The following is a 17,504-nucleotide window of genomic DNA, read 5'->3' on the forward strand; positions in this document are numbered from 1 at the left end:
TTTATTTCATATAATGTGATTTAATTGTTAAATTTGATAAACTAAAAAATTCATTATGAAGAAAAATTTACTAATGGCAACCTCACTTTTTATTGGTGGAGTTGCTTTCGGACAGTTTACACAAGGTAATACACCAGTGAGTGGAGATGGTGCTATATTATACGTTATTGATAGTATGGCTCCAAACTTTGAAAGTCAAACAGGATCAAACGTTGTTTGGGATTATAGTGGTACGGAAGGATATGGTAATGAAACACGATCTATTACTGCAATTAATGCCTCAGTAGCTCCACATGATACAAGTTTTCCTTCAGCAACTGAAATGATAGATTTGGAAGGTGTTCTTCAAACCTACTCTAGTAATTCTTCAACTGAATTAACTGGTGAAGGTTTTGTTTTTACAGACAATACCTTAGGGGATATAATTGCAAAGTTTGATACTGATCAAGCAATTAGATTACAATTCCCGATGGATGAAACAAGTTCCCCAATAAGTGATTTATATTCTGGTACTTTGATTTATACATTGCCTGGTTTTGGAACACAAACAACACCATTAACTGGTAAGCAACTTGTGTCAGTAGATGGTAAAGGAACGCTTAAATTAGCTCAAAACGATTATACTGATGTATTGAGGTATAAAATTGTTGATACTTTGAATGCAAACGTTACTGGATTTGGAGATATTGAATTGGTTCGTGAACAATATGAGTACTACGATCACTCACAAAGTAATTTACCAATCTTTATGCATGTAAATATGGACTTTGGAATCTTTGGTGGAGGTGCTTCATCAGGTTCTTCTCTTGTAATGAGTATTGAGGATCCAACAACTTTAGTTGGACTTGATAAAAATCAACTTTCAAATGTAACAGTTTACCCTGTTCCGGCTTCAGACCAATTGACAGTTGAATTGCCTACATCAGTGGAAAAAGCATCTATCGCTTTAACTGATGCTCAAGGTAGACAAGTTCTAACTTCAGAAATTACAGCTTCTCAAAAAACAATTGACGTAGCAAGTTTAAATAAAGGAATGTACGTATTAACGATTTCTAATGATATTACTACAATAACTAAAAACATTGTAATTAGATAGTAGTTTTCTTTAATGCATATTTAATTTGGCCTGATTTCAATGATTGAAGTCAGGCTTTTTTGTATCAATTAATGAATTGCATTTCTTTATGTTGGCCTACTCTGAATTGTTTTAGAGTTTCCATTTAATTACATTCTGTGTTGAGGTGTTGATGTTATGTAAACTGTACTACTGAAATGAATTTGGTAGGAATAATCAATATCTAACGAACAATTTGATTTTCTTTCATAAAAAAAGAGCAGAAGATTAGTTCTACTCTTTAGAATTATAATGAGCCTGGAGTGGGCTAATTTTAGCGTTTATTTTTTAGAATTCGATGCTGTAACCAATTCCGTAAATGTGATCTTGTTCAATTCTGTCTGTTCTAAATTTATCCTCTAGAATATAAAAGATTTCAATTGCTGTATTCTTAGTGATGTCGTATTTAAGTCCTCCTGAAATTCTAGAACGTGTAAAGTCCATTCGATTGTTAAATTGATAATAAAACTCCCAAGAAATAAATGGTGACCAATCCTTCTTTTTGTAGTCTAACGTAAATTTATTTCTAACATAAGCTTCATTATTCTCATTAATTGGAGCTGATTCAATTTGATACTTGACGCGGTATTTAAACTTTAAATCATCAATATTCCACCATTCAATTTTATTGTCGTATTGTGCACCTATTTCAAAACGAGGTTTTAGATCATAGTTGAAGTCTTCATAATCATTGTCGCGTGAATACCTATATCCAATACCAATATCCCATCTTTTATTGATTTTGTATTCTACTTCGATTTCAGCCAAGGCCTTGTCCATATGAGAGAAATTCTCATCAAGTCTGTAGGCCAATCCTAAATTAAAAGTAAAGTCTTTGACTTCCTTTTCAAGTTTGACTTCAGTCCATAACCTGGCGTCCTTTTCTATTTGTGAAAAGACCATGATAGGGAATATCAACAGGACAATTAATAGGTGTTTATTACTCATTTTTATTACTTATAAATATATCTTGAATAGGTTCTTGGGCATTTTTATCTTCATAATAGAAGATGATGATTCTTACAGTATCTTTCAAAAAATCGATATGACCTACTTGAACTCTATGAATATTTAAACCAGTTCTTTCTTTTAAATCGTTGATTAATAAACCATAATTTTCTGGTTTTATATTTTCTATTTTTTCATAGACGATTTCCTTTCTTGATTCATGTTTTAAAAGGAAAACTTTTTCCAAAAGATAAGTCGCTAGTACAATTGTTCCGTTCACTAAAACCAACTCTGCAAGGCTCACCTTGTCATCAGAAAGTGAGTTGACAATTGCAATGGCAATTATCATAAACAGGTAGGTCATTTCCTTAATTGGAAGTTGTTCCGTTCGGTATCTTAAAATTCCGAAAATCGCAAAAAGTCCAAATGCAAATCCAAGCTTTAGTTTTACTCCATTCAATAGAATACAAACAAAGAAGATTAGAATGTTAAAGAGGAAGTATGTAAAAAGATAATCCTTTCTTTTATGAATAGGATAATAGATTTTACGGATAATAATAAATGCGACAATTAAGTTAATGGCAAACTTAATGAGCATTTCTAAAAAACTATCAATATCAATAATTTTTGATCCTAAAATTGGAATTTTAAGCAATAATAGTTCTATCATTTTTTAACTTATTTATTTTTAATATATGTTTTTTAAATCTATTCGATTTAATGTCTTTGTTCGTTAAAACCGTCCCTATACAATACTTACTTAGGCTGGTTTGTAGAATGTGGTTTCTTTTCATTAACCTGATAAAATCAGAATTCAATGACATTTTTTCTTGCTTTACTTCGGCAATAATCAAATGTGGAATTTGATGATCTTGACTTTCAGATTCCTTTCGAAAACTAATGTTTAAATCAAAGGTTAAACGTTCCTTGTCTATTTTATGCACGAATGTTAACCGTGTAAAACTATTCCAAAGGACAGGACTCAATTGGTTGGAATCATAGATAGAGTTTTCATCGATAAATTCTTTCGAACTATCACTCAATTTTTCTTCAATTGCCGGCTTTTCTATCCTAGATTTAATGGTTTTTCCTTTGTTGTTTTTAAATTTCACCTCTAGGAATGTTAAATCTGAGTCTAAATATTCTCGAAACCTTATTTTTACTCTATTTAAGTTGCCGTTGTGGTGCTTGATATAACTGTCCAAATCCGCTGTGTCAAAATAAACGGTTCTGTATTTATTAACTCTATTTCCTTGTGTTGAAAGGAGCCTATAATTTGGTCTAAGTACTTCTAAAACACTTTGTAGGTTTTCAGCATTAAAAATAAATTTGGTATCCGCTCTTTTGAGTAATTTTACTTCATCCATTTCCGCTAAGGAAATTGGATCAAAACTTTGCAATATGTTATGGAGTTCTTTCAATTACTTCTCTAACATAATAGTGCCAATATCAACGGTTTCATTCTTGTCAATTGTCGTTGAAACAAATACTGGTTTTAGTCCAGAAGGCTCAGAAATGTCCTCAGAATATGCGTAAATAGTATAATATCCTTCCCTCAAGTTTTTAAATTCAAAAGAGCCGTCAAAATTAGATCTTACATCATCATCATAAATACTGTCTTTTTCACCATAAATGATATAGACACGTTCGTCAGGTAAATAGTATTCACCTTGTGTACTACCGGTTTGATCATTCATATATAACTTTCCTATTATTGAAGATCTTCCTCCTTCTCCCTCAGTTTTCTCACAAGCAAAAAATACTAAAAGAAGTAATGTTAGGATGAATGGTTGTTTTTTCATGTTTAATGTTGAGTTTTGTTCGACAAAAATAATACATAATAACGAACATATTATTCCTTTGTTAAGGAATAATTAAGTGGTTGGTTATTATTTGTTGGAAATATACAAAAAAAATACTCACAATAAGCGCCAATACCTCTTTCGTAAAAACCTATACCTCGCTTCTTTATTGAGACGTCTCTTTCTATTTTACGCTTAATGATGGCATAGTTGAATTACTTTATCAAGAAATACCAAATGAACGGAATTAATTATTATTTGAAATGATTTAAACTAGGTTTAGAAGATGCTTAATTTTAATCCTGAAAATCCCATAGAGCATTAGTCGTAAAGCTAATAAATCAGATGTTTAAATCTCTATCTTTTTTCGCTTTCTTCAGCTTTCCCTTCACTAATATATTGTTCTGTTTCTTTGACTTCTTCTTTGTCAAGATCTTCAAGCTCTACTTTTTGGCTCTGATCAGATTTGTCAAGTCCAAACTCACAACAAATAGGGAAGTGGTCAGACCCAACATGTTCTAATACTTTTAAATCCTTAACAAAAACATTCTTACTATGATAAACAAGGTCAAGAGGTGCTCTGAAGAACCAGTATTTAGCATGAAAAGTGGCTAGAATTCCTCGGCCATGACGACCATCTATTAACTCACTATTTTTTCTGAATAATTCTGAAATTTTTGACCAAGCTACAGTGTTGAAGTCACCAATAACCAACGTTGGTTTACCAATTTCTTTAACACGCTTGGCAATACACATTAAATCACCGTCACGTTCTTTTGAGTTTGATTCTTCAGTTGGACTTGGTGGTGGAGGATGTGCAATATAAAGCAAATATTCTTGACCTTCGGTGTTCTTTAAATGAGCTTCGATACTAGGAACATCATCAGCAACAAAGTAATGTGTTTTTATATTTTCAAATGGGATTTTTGAATATAGATGCATGCCATAGGTGTTCTCCAAGGTAACTTTATGTGTATTTGGAAAATCTATTTCTAAATCTCGCATTGCCTCTTCCCAATCAGAATTGCTTTCGATGGTGATAAAAATATCAGGATTTTCTTTTTTAATGAAGTTTTTAAACCTTTCAAATTGTTTGTTGAATTGATAAATATTGGTTGATATAACTTTAATCGTTTCAATGTCTTTATCCTCATTGGTATTCTTAGAATAAAACTTGGTGTAGCGCGTAAAAATATAAATATGAAAAACAATTAAAGCGAGTTGAAAGGCTAATACCGCATAAAATAAAGTATCTTTTTCAACAAAAATAGTGAGACCAATTACAGAAATAGGTTGAATTACAAGTAGTTGTAAATTTAAGAATTCAGGGACACGAAATATCCAATGTTGATGCTGAATAAAAGGGAGAAGCCCTAAAACGATGAGAAATATTGATAAAATCAAAAAGAATAAATCCATGGTTCTTGTGTTTACTCAAATTTAACCATTATATTTTGAATCCTGGTCTTTCGAATTTAATAATTGGTTTGATTATTGTTTTGAGTTTTTTATGAAGAACATAATTCTATTCCTTGCAATGCTGTATGCAACTTTAAGCTTGAGTCAAGATACACTATTTCGTACTGCCATTTACAGTTCAAAAAATGATACTTTGGTCAATACTACCTTAACGCAATACAATGATTTTTATCAACCGATTGTAGAAATACATATTCAGCATTCAACTAATGACACCATAGAATATATTTACGATTATAATATTCAGCAAAAACGGTCTCAAATTATTACCAATCGTTTAGGAAAAAACGAGAGAAGCGACACGATTTTTTATGAATATAAAGATACATTGGTGAAAAGTATTCAACGTGAAAATGGAAAATTAAGAATTAGAGTTGAAGATCATTTACAACGACCAATTTACTCTTCTTCGAAGTCTTTTGATATAAACGGAAATCTATATTATCATAGGGTGGATAGTGTCTTCTACTCCGATTCTGGTAGGTTGAGAACAAATAAGTCTTATCAGAAATACATCCAGAGAACAAATCATAAAGACGACATTTTAATAGAACCTATAGGTGGCAAAGTTAATGGTCAGTTTTACTTATTTTCTACAAGTATTTTGAGAAAAGACAAGGCTGGAAATGTAATTGAGTTAAAATCATCAAGCGGAGATGAGATTTACACACACGCATTATATACTCATGATGACCAAAATCGGTTAACTTATTATGAAGTTCATAATTATCATGGAGCTTCAAAACATAACTATACGAAATTTGAATACGAAAATATAGGAGATACTTTAATTAGGAAGCGATATCACTTGACAAACAGAGATGATAAAACTCCATCTCTATATTCTGTAATAAAAGAATCACAAAGAAAGATTAATGGAGAACCACTATGGCAATTTGGATATGTAAATAATGAATTGATTGGCGAGGTAAGAAGGTATTTCAACAAAGATGATCAAATTATTCGTCTTCAGATGAAATCCAAAAAGAATGGAGAGTGGTCCGAAAATGAGCAACTTTACATTTATGAGTCTTATGAATAAAAAAGCCCAATGAAAAGCGGATTCCATTGGGCTCTTAATTTCGAAGCTACTTATGATTACTCAATAATTAACTTTTTAGTCATTACTTTTGAATCACCTTTTAGCTGAACAATGTACATTCCAGAAGGAAGGTCTAATTGAATTGTTTTGTGACCATTTTCTAACTGAACTGTTTGAAATACACGTCCACTTGTGTTGTATATTTTTGCCGAGTTATACTCATTTGCGTTGTCAATTGTAATTTCATTAATCGCAGGATTTGGATAAATACTCAAGGTATTCAATTCTTCAGATGAAGTACTTACTGTACTACATGTGAATTCCGAAAAGTCTACTGTTCCTAAGTTAGCATCATCTGGTGTATGAGAAATAACATCTTCAATAGTTACAGAATCTGCATTTGGAGATCCTTCAATCCAACAGTTTCCCATAGCACTAATGTCTAAAGGTGTATTGTTAAATAAGGCAAAGGTGTTTCCGTTATTTCCATTGTTGGCAAATACATTTCCTCCTAAATCATTTGCTGTACCCAAGTCGATAGAAGCTTCTGTCATTAAGGTAATTCCCCATAGATTTCCTCGGATTTGATTTTGACGTGCAACGATATTATGAGAATCATCAGAACTACTAAGTGCAATTCCACTACCCCCCAACATTGGATCATTTTGAGTATTGTTGTCTTCAATAATATTTCCTCTAATCATAGCTGTGGCATTCACACCTGAAATAGTCATTCCATAGCGATTATCACGAATTTCATTGTTTTCGATTTCAACATAAATATCGTCTCCAAAGAAATTAGAAACAGCAATACCACCAACTTTAATTTGATTAGGGTCACCAATAATAGTGTTTTCAATAATTCTTAAAGTATCAGCACCTGTTGGTCCCATGTTAATTTGAGGACGGTTTTGGTTTTCCTGAACATTTTTCTCAAATACATTTCCAATAATTTGGGCTGAAACTTGCTGGTTTGCTCCAGAACTGACTCCTGGTAAATCATTTTTATAAAATGTATTATTTTTAATAACAGCAGCACCTCTAGATAATGAAATGGCTGCACCAGTTGATGAACCAGCAACATTGTGGGCTAAATAACTGTCTTCAATATGGAAATCTTCTGTCAACACCTTTAAACCTCCAGTGTAAACGATTTCAGTGTTATGGATTTTACCAACTGAGAATTCTTCAAAACGAAATCCATCTCCAGGCATTAAAGTGTCTGTTGAACTGATGAAGAACTTTGTGTTTCCTGATCCAGGATCAGCAATGAAACTACCTTCTATGGTAATTTCTTTTTCTGAATCTAAAAGTAATGTGTCAGATGTGGTGACTTCTAATGTGTCTGTTGCAGAAATAACTAAATCATCTGTTAGTTGATATTTTGTTCCATCAAAACTCAAGATTGTAGGATCAAGAGCAGATAAAGCTGCTAAATCGTATTTTGTACCATTGCCTGGTGTTGTTAACTGTGAAAAAGACGCAAAACTAGTTGTTGCTCCTAATGCTAAAAGAATAAAATTTTTCTTCATATTTGTTTGTTGTTAGTGAGTTGAAAAGCCTTACATTATTGAGGTTAATTCAAAATATAAAAACTTCTCAATGTTTATTTGTCGCTGCAATAATACTTTATTTTTAAAGTTGAACCAAGCAAGACTTCCAAAAGAAACTTAAAATTTATAAGGTGAAATAGGTAAAAAGAGTATCGATGATCTCAAATAAATCACGAACCAATTTTATTTAAAATTGAACGCGTTAAATACCAGACGATAATCAAAGCGAAAGGCAAGAGTAAAGTCCATTTCATGAATTTAAAAATTTCACATAGATGCGCAAAGAAAATCGGTTGGTTTGGATAGCTTTTTAGTAATACTGCAATGGAAAAATTTTCTAAAAAGTCAAAAATTAAAATGATGAAGGGTAGTTTTTTCCAAAAAGTAAATTCCTTTTCCTTCGCAATCAGCGTGAAAATAGAGGAAAGAAATAATGCATAAATTATAGGGTAGAGAATATCAGCAGTTAAGGTGAATATAAAATATAATTCTCGAGAACTTTCACTGTATTGACTAACCATCTTTAAAGGAAGAGCAGGATTATAGCCAAAAGTTAGGTCAATTCCCTTCATTGGTTCGCCCATTGAATTAACTAACTTTTGACTGATTTCTGAAATAACAAAAATAAAGAATAGCAGATATATGGAAAGTAATATTGAAATTCCTTTCCAGTTGGCTAATCGGTTAATGAATAAATTTAATTTTTTCATTTCAGTGATTTTGAAGTTACTAAAATGAAGGGGTGAATTTTATTTTCCTCGCTTTATTTTCTCAAATCGAATCCCTAATTTACGTTCATAATCTTTTAGGTTCTTGGCTTCTGCATTGTTTACAAAACTTATAGAAACACCTTCGTTTCCAGCACGTGCAGTTCTTCCACTTCTGTGTGTATAATATTCTAAACTTTCTGGAAGTTGATAATGTACAACAAAAGTTAATCCTGGTACGTCAATTCCTCTTGCAGAAACATCTGTTGCTACTAATATACGCAAATTTTCGTTCTTAAATGCACGCATGACCTTGTCTCTTTCCTTTTGAAGTAAATCTCCATGTATAGCATCAGCTTCAACGTTTTTAGCGATCAGCTGTTTGGCAAGTTTCTGTGTTGCTTTCTTTGTTTTACAAAAAACAACACCTCGATTTTTGTGTTGTACCTTCAAAAAGAGCAATAGTGCTTCAAGTTTTTCAGATTCATCAACGACTAAATATTGATGTGTAATGTTCTTATTGACAACATCTGCTTTTTGAACTTCAATTCGCTCAGCATTTTTCGATAAGTGCTTAGAAATAATCTCTTGAATTCCACCAGGAATTGTAGCCGAAAACAACCATTTATTTTTTACTTTAGGTAAGAAGCTCAAAATTTGATCAAGTTGTTTTTGAAAGCCCATGCTCAACATTTCGTCTGCTTCATCTAAAATAACAGTATCTACTTTTCTTAAATCAACAGCTTTTTTGTCAATTAAATCAATCAATCTGCCTGGTGTAGCCACTATAATATGTGTCGTTCTTTGAAGTGAAGAAATCTGTCTTTCGATGCGCTCTCCTCCATAAACTGTTTCTACAAAAATCTTTTCAGAATATTTAGTGAATTTGAATAATTGCTTCGAAACCTGCTTAGCCAATTCTCTCGTTGGACAAAGCACTAATCCTTGAACATGGTTTTGTTCTGAATCAATTCGAGATAATAAAGGCAATCCAAATGCAGCGGTTTTACCAGTTCCAGTTTGGGCCTGAGCAACAATGTCCGTATTTTCATTCAATAATATTGGAATGACTTTTTTCTGAATATCCGTAGGTTGGATAATGTTTAATTCATTAAGTCCTTTTACGAACTTTTCATCTATACCTAAATCTTGGAACTTTTTCACTGCTATAATATTGATTAATTGCTGCAAAGGTAAGCAAAAGGATGTTTGAACAGTTGACCAAATAGAATATTTGATATTTTCTTTACTTAAGAAAGCATAGAAAAGAAATGGTTATGGATAAATCTCATATCGATAACGCGTCATTAGTTTATTGACATTCTTATTTCTTTCTTTATCAATGCTGTAAGTAAATCTACTTTCTTCTGTTTTATTTCCGTGTGAATCATAATTATATAAGTTGATTTGAATTGGACTGTTGTCTTGTCCTAGAATTGATTTCATTTTAAGTAAATCATTCTCATCGTAATAAAAGAAGGTTTGTAAGGCTAAAAATGTTGAATCACCACTGCTGTCATTGTAGGCATATTCTGCAATTTTTTGATTTTTATCATTGTATTCGTAGTTGTAAATCAAGAAGTTTTTGCCATTTCTATACCAACTTTGAGCAATCAAAGAGTCCTTTGAATTATAGTTGTAAAATCGTTTGTATTCCGCAACAATACTGTCTTTTTGATATGAACGTTCAAATTGCTTTATTTTTAAACCATTGGCGTTATATAACTTTTGCTCGGTATAATGATTTAATTCATTTTGCTCATCGCTGCAGTTTTTTTCAATCAACAATCCTAAACTATCGTAAATATAATCACAGTGATAAATATTCTTTTCCTTTTTTTGATCAGTTGAAATCAATTGATTTTGATCATTGTAATGATACATTGTACGAACAGGAATTTGTACTTCCGTCTCCTCACCATCCACTGTATGAGTGTATCTCGTCAAGCTGTTTTTAACTTCCTCAATTAATTTTCCATTTATATAAGTAGCGGTATCAATTGTAATTTTGGGTGTATAAAAATTGCTTCTTTGTTGATCAATTTTAAGTAAAGTGTCGCCTTTTTTTATTTGATAAGAATGCTCAAAGATTTGGGTTGAGTCGATAATGAAATATTGGCGTTCTATCAGCTTACCTAAGGTATCGTAATAACGAATGGTTTTATCATTGAAAACCATACTGTCTGGTGAAAACTTCTTCGTAATAAAAGAAACTTGGGTTATAGACTTTATCTTTTGTTCGAGATTTGATCCTATTTCTGAATAGGATTCATATGAACAGTACTCTTCTTTTTTTTGACAGCCAAGGACAAATAGAATGAATACGAATAGAATAAAAGATTTCATAAGGAGTGGGGAAGAAGAAGGAATAAAGATTGGCCAATTTCGATAATCAGCCAATTATAATTTTTATGTTTTTAATTGTTTTTTAGAACTTCAGTAATTTCTGAAGGTTCAGCACGATTTCTATAATCAGCATCTAAAAATGAATAAATGATTTCTCCATTTTGGTCAATGATGTAAGTCGCAGCTAATGGCAGTTCATTTGTTTTGTCACCGTTATGGTCGTTTAATGCAAAAGCTTCATTGTACATTCCAGCAACTTCATCAGTCAATTTAAATACAATACCATAGTCTTTTGCTACTTTATTTCCAACATCACTTAAAACTTCAAATTCCAATTCATTTTTTTCTTTTGTAGAAATTGAATTATCTGGTAATTCAGGTGTAAGCGCTAAAAGTGTTGCATTATTTGCTTTGAAATTTGGTAATTCCTCTTGTAATTGGTGCAATGTGATATTACAGTAAGGACACCATCCGCCACGGTACCATGTCAAAACAACTTTTCCGTCTTTTAAATAATCACTTAATGTTTTTGATTCACCAACAGCATTTGTCAATGTGAAATCTGGAGCTTGATCACCAACCTTCATGGCATAATCAATAATTCCACTTTCTTCTACAGATTCAATTCCTTCTTTGTAAGCTCTTTTTTTATTGTCACTTGCATTTGCGTCAAAATTGGCTCTCTTCGCATCAAGTTTTGTTTTTAAATCTCTGTTATTTTCCATCTCATTTTCTTTTTTAAAGTCTCCTTGAGAAAGGTCTGTATTGAATTTGATATTGGTCCAGTTTACAGTTGTCCACGCTGATGTGTCTACTTCTGCATCCCATGTTGAAAGCTTGTACTTTCTTTTTGTCGGAATCATTATTCCATCGATTTCTTCATACTCAAGAACCATTAAATTTGGAACTTCCATCTTGCCAAAATCAGCTACGGTAAATAAGAATTGATCAACTAACTTTGTTTCTTTGTTGATGTACAACTGGTAAATATCTGTTGGTTTATCACTATTAAAAGATACTTTTACGATATCGTATTGTGCATCATCAAAAGTATCTTCACCAATATATTCATAGTTTAATCCTGGATCCATTAACTTTTGCATCATGGTGAACCAGTAAAAGTTTGTTGGTCGATTGAATTTTACTCTTTTCAATAAGGCTTCATCTGTAAGAACTTCACCTTCATGTTTGATCCAAAATTCATCACCATCATAACCTTGTTCTATTGTTCCTTCTAGCTGAGGCAAAGTTCTTTCGTGTTTAACATAAGCACCATAGGACAATTCTCCATTGAAAATATATTTCTCTAATGAGATATCCGTTTGGTTGTCTGCAGTTTTATAGATATAAGTGTATTCAACATTTTTCTTTTTCGCCAATGTTTTATAATCACCTACCTTTTGTACCATTTCATACACCAGTTGCTGACCTTTATTGTCAAACTTAATGTCTTGTGTTTCTACTTTTGTTTCCTTTGATGCTTCTTGTTCAGTACAAGAAAATAGTGTCAGTCCTCCGACAGCAAATGTTAAAATGGTTTTCTTCATTATTATGATTTTGTTCTAAAAATTGTCAATCTAACAAAGAAATATTGAATTAGTTGTGCGTTTAGGATATTTTGTGATTTGACGGTATGTTTTTGAATTTGCTTGCCAGGATATAATAAGTATGAAACATCCTTGATTTTTTATAAAATATGGAAAATTAATATTTTGTTATTTTCATCATTATTGTTTTATAAACCGTTTTCTCAAAGTATTTTTTTTCGTTTCAATAATGAGGATATAACTTCCTTTTTGAAGTTTTCGAATATCAATTGAATGTTTGTTTGATTTTAACATTAATGCGCCGTCAATACTGCATATTTTACTTTGAATTATTGGAGTTTCTGCATTAATATTGATCTTACTTGACGATGGATTAGGATAAATTAATTTAGGAGTGGTAAGGAAGTTCTTATCAAGATAAAGACTACTTTGATTGATATGATATGCAAGTTTTTTATTACCACCAGACCATATATAATCTTCACCGTTCTGATGGTCTATCTCACCAGTACAAACATAACCCATGATTAATGTAGTGTCATGATGTATTTCAACTTCAGTATTAAAGTTGTTTTGCGTATCATTTAAAAAAACGGCGATGGTATGTTCATAAGAAAGATACAAATCTTTTAAACCATCGTTATTATAATCAATTGAAGACAAAGATTTTAATGTTGGAATTGAACTCAAAATGTGGCTAAAACTTAAACTTCCATTACCGTCATTTAAAAACAATTTTGTGTCATTTGAATTTGTGGTCATGATTACATCAACATCATTGTCGTTGTCGACATCTATTGACTCAATTAAAATTCCTATTTCAGGGATTTGTGAATAATAGTTGGGTGTGAACACTCCATTTCCATCATTTATATACAAGACAACTCCTTCAGTTTCTGCACAAATTAAATCTATATGACCATCGTTATTCATATCTGCAGCATCAAGGTCTAAACATTCTAAAGAATGACTTGAACTACTGGTACTTAATATGATCTCTTTTGTAAAAATTGCGTTTCCATCGTTTCGGTATAAGTCGATAGAATGTTGTCCAATTATAACGATGTCATCATCATTGTCTCCATCAAAATCTTGAACTTCTAGGTCGTTCATTAAAATTGAAATCCCAGAATCGATAGTGTCACAGGTTGGGAAATTGCCACCATCATTCATGAATAACCAAGCTTCATTTTGCATTCCTCCAATTGCAATAATATCTCTAAAACCATCATTATTAAAATCTCCTGTTTTTAATCCATAAGCAAAAGGTGCATTTTTAATTATGGTCAATGTATCAGTGAAATGTCCATTGGATTGTTGGTTAAAGTATCCAATTTTCCCTGAAGCTCCTGCAATCGAGGTGATGACTTCATTTAAACCATCATTATTAATATCGTCAATAGCAATCATACTTGTAGCTGCTGTTGCCGATGTGGTGTCAAGATAGTTTACTGGGCCAACTTGACTATAAATGAATTGGACAAAGCTAAACGAAATAAAAATAGTAGTTAATAATATGTTTTTCATAGTGTTACAAATTAAAGGAAGATAATTCAAAAAACCATGAAAATTTCAATATCAGTCTTTATTGTTAAATCCTTTTATGTTGTTAAGCTTTTATCAAAGAGTTTATCTACTGTGTTTTTTAGATTTTGTGCTGTATTATTCTGAAGATGTTTTATGCTTCCACATTGCTCATCCATAAGGTAGGATTTGCTCCATTCATGATGTTTTATAGCAAGTTCCTTAATTGCATTTGTCATAAATAACAGTTCTTGGTTAGTGTGTGTAGGATGAAGAGAAAGTCGTATCCAACCGGGTTTCTCAGAATTGTCTCCTTTATCAATTTTATTGGTTATTCTTTTAGATTGGTTTTTGTCAACATTTAAAAGGTAGTGTCCGTATGTTCCAGCGCATGAACAGCCTCCTCTGGTTTGAATTCCAAAACGATCATTAAGGATTTTTACACCGAGGTTAAAATGTAAGTCAGGGATGTAAAAAGAGAATACTCCCAATCTATTTTTATGTTGATCTGCCAAAATATGTAGATTAGGAATGTCTTTTAATTCTTTCCATATCATCGACAACATTTCGGTTTCACGTTGATGGATCTTGTCGACATTCATTTCTTCTTTCAATTGGATGGAAAATGCCGTTTTTATGGTTTGTAAAAAGGGTGGAGTTCCGCCATCCTCTCTTGCTTCAATTGACTCTATATATTTATGTTCTCCCCATGGATTTGTCCATTCAACTGTTCCTCCTCCAGGGTGATCTGGAATGGTATTATTGTATAAATTTCGATTAAAAACGAGGACTCCAGTAGCACCCGGACCGCCAAGAAATTTATGAGGTGAAAAGAAAATGGCGTCTAAATATTGATGCTTTTCGTCATTGTGATGCATATCAATGTTTATATATGGAGCTGAGCAAGCAAAATCCACAAAACAATATCCATCGAATTCATGAATTAACTCTGCTATTTCTAAATAGGGAGTCATGATTCCGGTTACGTTTGAACATGAAGTGATGGAGGCTATTTTTACTTTTCTGTGTTGATATTGTTGAATGATTTTACGAAAATTTTCTACTGAGACTAAACCTTCTTCATCTGGTTCCACTACTATAACATCAGCAATTGTTTCTAGCCAACTTGTTTGATTGGAGTGATGTTCCATATGCGTTATGAAGACGATTGGTCGGTCTGAGGCTTGAATATCAATTGTTGAACGATATTTCTCATGAATTTTCAAGCCTAAAATTCTTTGAAATTTATTGATAACACCTGTCATCCCAGCGCAAGATGAAATTAAAACATCATCTTTTCCTGCGCCAACATGTTGTTTTATTTTTTCTTGTGCCTTGTGATATGCATAAGTCATCATGGATCCTGTATAGTTTGTGTCGGTGTGTGTATTGGCTACATAGGGATAAAACTCTTCTGAAAGTCTTTGCTCTATCGGGAAATACATTCTACCACTGGCTGTCCAATCAGCATAAATTAAAGGGATTTCTTCATGATAAGTTGTGCTAATTTTAGAATTGATGCCTATAATTCCTGTTCTGAATTTTAAAAAGTGATTTTCCATGTGATGTTGGTTAACATGAAATATTTGAAGCAATATTTAGAGAGAAAAAAATGAGATCTCCATTGCATGAAATATTTCAATGATTGTCAAAAGTAGTTTTAACAGCCATAAAAGCTATCGTAAAATTTTCGAAATAAAAGTATAAAAATTAATTGATATGGCTATTCACATTGATTTTAAAATTAGGAGGATATTTAAGAATAAAGCTTTCTACTTTTTATTCCTTCCATCAATAAATAAAATCTGGTATAACAGATACATTGCAATTAGTGCTGCTAGCACAAATAAAATAAAGGCAAATGTTGGATAACCAAAAACGGTGTAAGGACTTGGTATTTGAACCAACATCGCTGCTCCTATAATTAATGCTGCAATAATTACACCTGCTGTAATTCGATTGGCTACTTTTTGAAATGCGCCGGTAAAACGATCTTCGTCAAAAGCATCCACTTTTACCTTTACTTCATTTTCTGCAAGATTGCTCGTGAACTTGTTAAGTCGTGAAGGTAAATTTTCTGTGAGGTCTTTCATTTCAAGAAATAACTCCATAAAGTTTGCAGGTTTTAAATCTGCTTTCATTTTCTTCTGCATCAACTTATGAATATAACGCTTCATTGTGCTTTGCATATCATATTCTGGAGTTAAAAACGCTACAATTTGATCAAGGTTTAGCAAAATCTTACCCAAAACATTTAAGTCTACAGGAATATGTATATTTTGCTTGGCAGCTATTTGATTAATTTCAATTAAGGTTCTACCGCTTTGTAAGTCTTTAGCTTTTTGATTCTCACTTTCTTGAATTTTACGAACAATGTTTTTCTTGAATTGCGCTAAATCGACATCGTTTTCATCGTATTGGCTAATTGAAAGTAAGATTTCTGTGACTTTTGCACTGTCGTAATTACTCAAACCAATCATTAATTTGAGTACAGTTTCTTGCATTTCTTTGCTGAACTTAGCCACCATACCAGCATCCATTAAAGCGATCTTATTGTCTTTGGTCAAGTAAACATTTCCTGGATGAGGGTCTGCGTGAGCGATTCCATCAATGATAATTTGTTTTAAATAAGATTTTATTAAATCATCAACCAATGGTGTTAAATCAAGGTCCATTAATTTTAATGGAGAAACCTTAGTTACTTTTACACCCTCAACAAATTCCATTGTTAGCACCTTAGAAGAGCTATAATCTGCAAATGGAGTTGGGATTGAAATGTTTTTTATTTCAGCTAAATTTGCTTTAAGGGTAATTAAGTTTTGCGCTTCTAAATTATAATCTAACTCTTTCAATAAAACATACCTGAGTTCTTCAATGACATTGTGTGCGCCAAAACTTCGGGCTACTTCGCTAAGTTTTTCAGCTTTTTCAGAAATGTCTAAAAGGGTATCCAAATCTTCAATAAAACGCTTGCGAATTCCTGGTCTTTGAATTTTAACTGCAACAACTTCTCCTGAGTGCATAATTGCTTTATGAACTTGCCCTATTGAAGCACTCGCCATCGGATTTGGGTCAAAAAATTGAAAAGCTTTTGAAATTCTAACACCAATTTCCTCTTTAAATATTTCTTCTACTTCCTCATATTTTACTTCATCAACATCGTCTTGTAAAGTTGCCAATGAATCCATAAAATGAGGAGGAAGTAAATCTGGACGTGTTGAAAGAAGCTGACCTAACTTAACGTAAGTTGGTCCCATTTTTTTTAAATCTTCTGTCAACTCTTCCGGAGTATGATCAAATTCTGATGCAATATTTTCCTTATCTAAAGCTTGAATTTCATCACTTGGAAATGAAAAAACATCACTGTTCCAATATTTCAACATGAATTTAAAAAATCGAACGTATTTGTCATATTGATCAGGAAGAATACCCATGTTTTTTG

General features: G+C 32.1%; 15 protein-coding genes. 2 read left to right on the forward strand and 13 right to left on the reverse strand.

All coding sequences use genetic code 11. The annotated features are described in order from the left end of the window. Positions 1 to 55: 55 nt before the first annotated feature. The gene (locus DXU93_RS13245) at positions 56 to 1,096 is read left to right on the forward strand and encodes a T9SS type A sorting domain-containing protein (protein WP_116881783.1); all 1,041 of its coding nucleotides are present in this window, start codon (positions 56 to 58) and stop codon (positions 1,094 to 1,096) included. A 306-nt stretch (positions 1,097 to 1,402) separates the two neighbouring features. On the opposite strand, the gene DXU93_RS13250 is transcribed toward DXU93_RS13245, so the two are convergent. From DXU93_RS13250 to DXU93_RS13270, 5 genes are all read right to left on the reverse strand, one after another. Next, complete coding sequence (locus DXU93_RS13250) at positions 1,403 to 2,062, reverse strand: DUF2490 domain-containing protein (RefSeq protein ID WP_116881784.1); 660 nt, start codon at positions 2,060 to 2,062, stop codon at positions 1,403 to 1,405. Continuing rightward, complete coding sequence (locus tag DXU93_RS13255; protein WP_116881785.1) at positions 2,055 to 2,732, reverse strand: DUF4956 domain-containing protein; 678 nt, start codon at positions 2,730 to 2,732, stop codon at positions 2,055 to 2,057. Before DXU93_RS13255 ends, DXU93_RS13250 begins: the two co-directional genes overlap by 8 nt. Beyond that, positions 2,710 to 3,429 carry a polyphosphate polymerase domain-containing protein gene (locus DXU93_RS13260; protein ID WP_116881786.1) on the reverse strand — a complete coding sequence of 240 codons (720 nt, stop codon included), beginning with the start codon at positions 3,427 to 3,429 and terminating at the stop codon, positions 2,710 to 2,712. The genes DXU93_RS13255 and DXU93_RS13260 overlap by 23 nt, the downstream gene beginning before the upstream one ends. 54 nt (positions 3,430 to 3,483) lie before the next feature. Continuing rightward, positions 3,484 to 3,864 carry a hypothetical protein gene (locus DXU93_RS13265; protein WP_116881787.1) on the reverse strand — a complete coding sequence of 127 codons (381 nt, stop codon included), beginning with the start codon at positions 3,862 to 3,864 and terminating at the stop codon, positions 3,484 to 3,486. Positions 3,865 to 4,221: 357 nt separating this feature from the next. Further along, positions 4,222 to 5,283 (reverse strand): endonuclease/exonuclease/phosphatase family protein, encoded by a 1,062-nt coding sequence (locus DXU93_RS13270; protein WP_116881788.1) that lies wholly within the window; start codon positions 5,281 to 5,283, stop codon positions 4,222 to 4,224. Between the two features lie 91 nt (positions 5,284 to 5,374). Here DXU93_RS13270 and DXU93_RS13275 point away from each other — a divergent pair, with 91 nt between their 5' ends. Continuing rightward, entirely contained in the window at positions 5,375 to 6,385 is a 1,011-nt protein-coding gene (locus tag DXU93_RS13275; protein ID WP_116881789.1) for a hypothetical protein, read from the forward strand. Positions 6,386 to 6,441: 56 nt separating this feature from the next. Here the strand turns inward: DXU93_RS13275 and DXU93_RS13280 are convergent, their stop codons facing one another. From DXU93_RS13280 to DXU93_RS13320, 8 genes are all read right to left on the reverse strand, one after another. Continuing rightward, positions 6,442 to 7,917 carry a T9SS type A sorting domain-containing protein gene (locus DXU93_RS13280; protein ID WP_116881790.1) on the reverse strand — a complete coding sequence of 492 codons (1,476 nt, stop codon included), beginning with the start codon at positions 7,915 to 7,917 and terminating at the stop codon, positions 6,442 to 6,444. A 191-nt stretch (positions 7,918 to 8,108) separates the two neighbouring features. Beyond that, on the reverse strand, positions 8,109 to 8,648 hold the full coding sequence (locus tag DXU93_RS13285) for a hypothetical protein (protein ID WP_116881791.1): 540 nt from the start codon (positions 8,646 to 8,648) through the stop codon (positions 8,109 to 8,111). Between the two features lie 39 nt (positions 8,649 to 8,687). Next, positions 8,688 to 9,809, reverse strand: coding sequence for a DEAD/DEAH box helicase (locus DXU93_RS13290; protein WP_116881792.1), 1,122 nt, complete (start codon positions 9,807 to 9,809; stop codon positions 8,688 to 8,690). A 111-nt stretch (positions 9,810 to 9,920) separates the two neighbouring features. Continuing rightward, complete coding sequence (locus tag DXU93_RS13295; protein ID WP_123776140.1) at positions 9,921 to 11,045, reverse strand: hypothetical protein; 1,125 nt, start codon at positions 11,043 to 11,045, stop codon at positions 9,921 to 9,923. Between the two features lie 17 nt (positions 11,046 to 11,062). Continuing rightward, positions 11,063 to 12,538 (reverse strand): DUF6503 family protein, encoded by a 1,476-nt coding sequence (locus tag DXU93_RS15225; protein WP_240623462.1) that lies wholly within the window; start codon positions 12,536 to 12,538, stop codon positions 11,063 to 11,065. A 180-nt stretch (positions 12,539 to 12,718) separates the two neighbouring features. Further along, positions 12,719 to 14,065 (reverse strand): FG-GAP-like repeat-containing protein, encoded by a 1,347-nt coding sequence (locus tag DXU93_RS13310; protein ID WP_116881794.1) that lies wholly within the window; start codon positions 14,063 to 14,065, stop codon positions 12,719 to 12,721. Positions 14,066 to 14,139: 74 nt separating this feature from the next. Then, a complete protein-coding gene (locus tag DXU93_RS13315) occupies positions 14,140 to 15,624 on the reverse strand; it encodes an aminotransferase class V-fold PLP-dependent enzyme (RefSeq protein ID WP_116881795.1) in 1,485 nt (494 codons plus the stop codon). A gap of 210 nt (positions 15,625 to 15,834) precedes the next feature. Further along, positions 15,835 to 17,496 (reverse strand): ABC1 kinase family protein, encoded by a 1,662-nt coding sequence (locus DXU93_RS13320; RefSeq protein WP_116881796.1) that lies wholly within the window; start codon positions 17,494 to 17,496, stop codon positions 15,835 to 15,837. Positions 17,497 to 17,504: the final 8 nt, after the last annotated feature.

The organism is Brumimicrobium aurantiacum (assembly GCF_003402975.1).
Taxonomy (GTDB): domain Bacteria; phylum Bacteroidota; class Bacteroidia; order Flavobacteriales_D; family Crocinitomicaceae; genus Brumimicrobium; species Brumimicrobium aurantiacum.